We start from the raw sequence: 1,123 nt of genomic DNA, 5'->3' as shown, positions 1-1,123 counted from the left end.
GAGACGACCGACCGGTCGACCGAGAAGGTCAAGGCCTGGGGCGGTGACATCGTCAAGGTCCTCCAGACCGATTTTCTCCGTCTCGTACAGCTTCACCTTCCTGGAGACGCTGAACACCGACGTGCTGAAGGCCGTCCACGGCGACGACAACGTCACCGTGACCGCCGCGACCCCGTCCGCCGGCACCCTCCGGACCGTGAAGATCAACGCCGACGTGCTCCCGCACAAGTCGTTCGTCTTCGAGATGAAGGACGGCGACGCGAAGATCCGCATCCACGTCCCGGACGGCCAGGTGAACGAGGTCGGCGAGGTGACCTACAACGACGGCGAGCTCATCGGCTACACGGTGACCATCGAGGCGTTCCGTGACACGGACCTCAACGCCAACGCCGTGAAGTACATCGACGACGGCAAGCCGACCGCCTGACCTGTCGCGCAAGGCCCCTTGCGCGCCTCTAGCCTACCCCTCCCGGAGCCCCCGCTAGGCCCGCTCCGGGAGGGGCTCTCTTTGCTCACCCCTGGGCCTAGCACCACCACGAACGAAAGGGCCTAGCAGCCATGAGCGACACCACCAAGACCGCCGACCTGTTCTCCTTCGACCACAACGGCGAGACCTACACCTTCGAGAAGTCCCTCTCCGTCGTCCGCTCGCCGAAGTGGCTCCGTGCCAACCGCCGGCGCGACGAGCTCGACCTCACCTTCACGATCCTGGAGGAGGTCGCCGGCGCGGACGTCGTCGAGGTCATCGACGAGATGACCTCCGAGGAGTTCCAGGCGTTCGGCAAGAAGCTCATGCGGGAGCTGAGCGCCGCGTTTCAGTGACCGCGTGATCCGGGCGGTGTACGGGCTCGGCTTCGCCGACCTGCACGCCCTCCTGGCGACGCTCGACGACGACGAGCACCGAGAGGCGATCGAGGCCGACCTCATCGCCCTCGGGCTCCGCCTTCGTCACGCGGGCACCGACGCCCTTGCCTGGCACGAGCTCTACGCCGTGATCCGGCACCTCCCCCGCACCTCGGCCTTCTACCGGGCGACGCACCCCGACGACCACGAGTGGTCGCTCGACGCACTCCTCCTGGCCGAGGTCGCTGACGCCCTGAGGGGTCGCGAACTGGCAGCGCGG

4 protein-coding genes are annotated in these 1,123 nt (G+C 67.3%); 3 read left to right on the top strand and 1 reads right to left on the bottom strand.

Annotated elements, in window-relative coordinates; all coding sequences use genetic code 11:
* On the bottom strand, positions 1-207 hold a 207-nt coding region (locus PROKR_RS36730), incomplete at its 3' end, for a hypothetical protein (RefSeq protein ID WP_211239990.1).
* On the opposite strand from PROKR_RS36730, the gene PROKR_RS36725 reads away from it, so the two are divergent.
* The 3 genes from PROKR_RS36725 to PROKR_RS33450 all read left to right on the top strand — a co-directional run.
* Positions 122-427 carry a phage tail tube protein gene (locus PROKR_RS36725; protein WP_483823626.1) on the top strand — a complete coding sequence of 102 codons (306 nt, stop codon included), beginning with the start codon at positions 122-124 and terminating at the stop codon, positions 425-427. The two genes, PROKR_RS36730 and PROKR_RS36725, sit on opposite strands and share 86 nt — an antisense overlap.
* A gap of 131 nt (positions 428-558) precedes the next feature.
* Positions 559-822 (top strand): hypothetical protein, encoded by a 264-nt coding sequence (locus PROKR_RS01645; RefSeq protein ID WP_036959130.1) that lies wholly within the window; start codon positions 559-561, stop codon positions 820-822.
* Positions 823-826: 4 nt separating this feature from the next.
* On the top strand, positions 827-1,123 hold a 297-nt coding region (locus PROKR_RS33450; protein WP_036959129.1), incomplete at its 3' end, for a hypothetical protein.

The organism is Promicromonospora kroppenstedtii DSM 19349, from assembly GCF_000515355.1.
GTDB lineage: Bacteria > Actinomycetota > Actinomycetes > Actinomycetales > Cellulomonadaceae > Promicromonospora > Promicromonospora kroppenstedtii.
The sequence above is the reverse complement of the archived record's forward strand: the minus strand, read 5'-3'. Positions and strand labels throughout refer to the sequence as shown.

Excerpts from the sequence above, each read along its gene's own strand:
- PROKR_RS01645 (WP_036959130.1), top strand. The coding sequence starts at position 559 with ATGAGCGACACCACCAAGACCGCCGACCTGTTCTCCTTCGACCACAAC.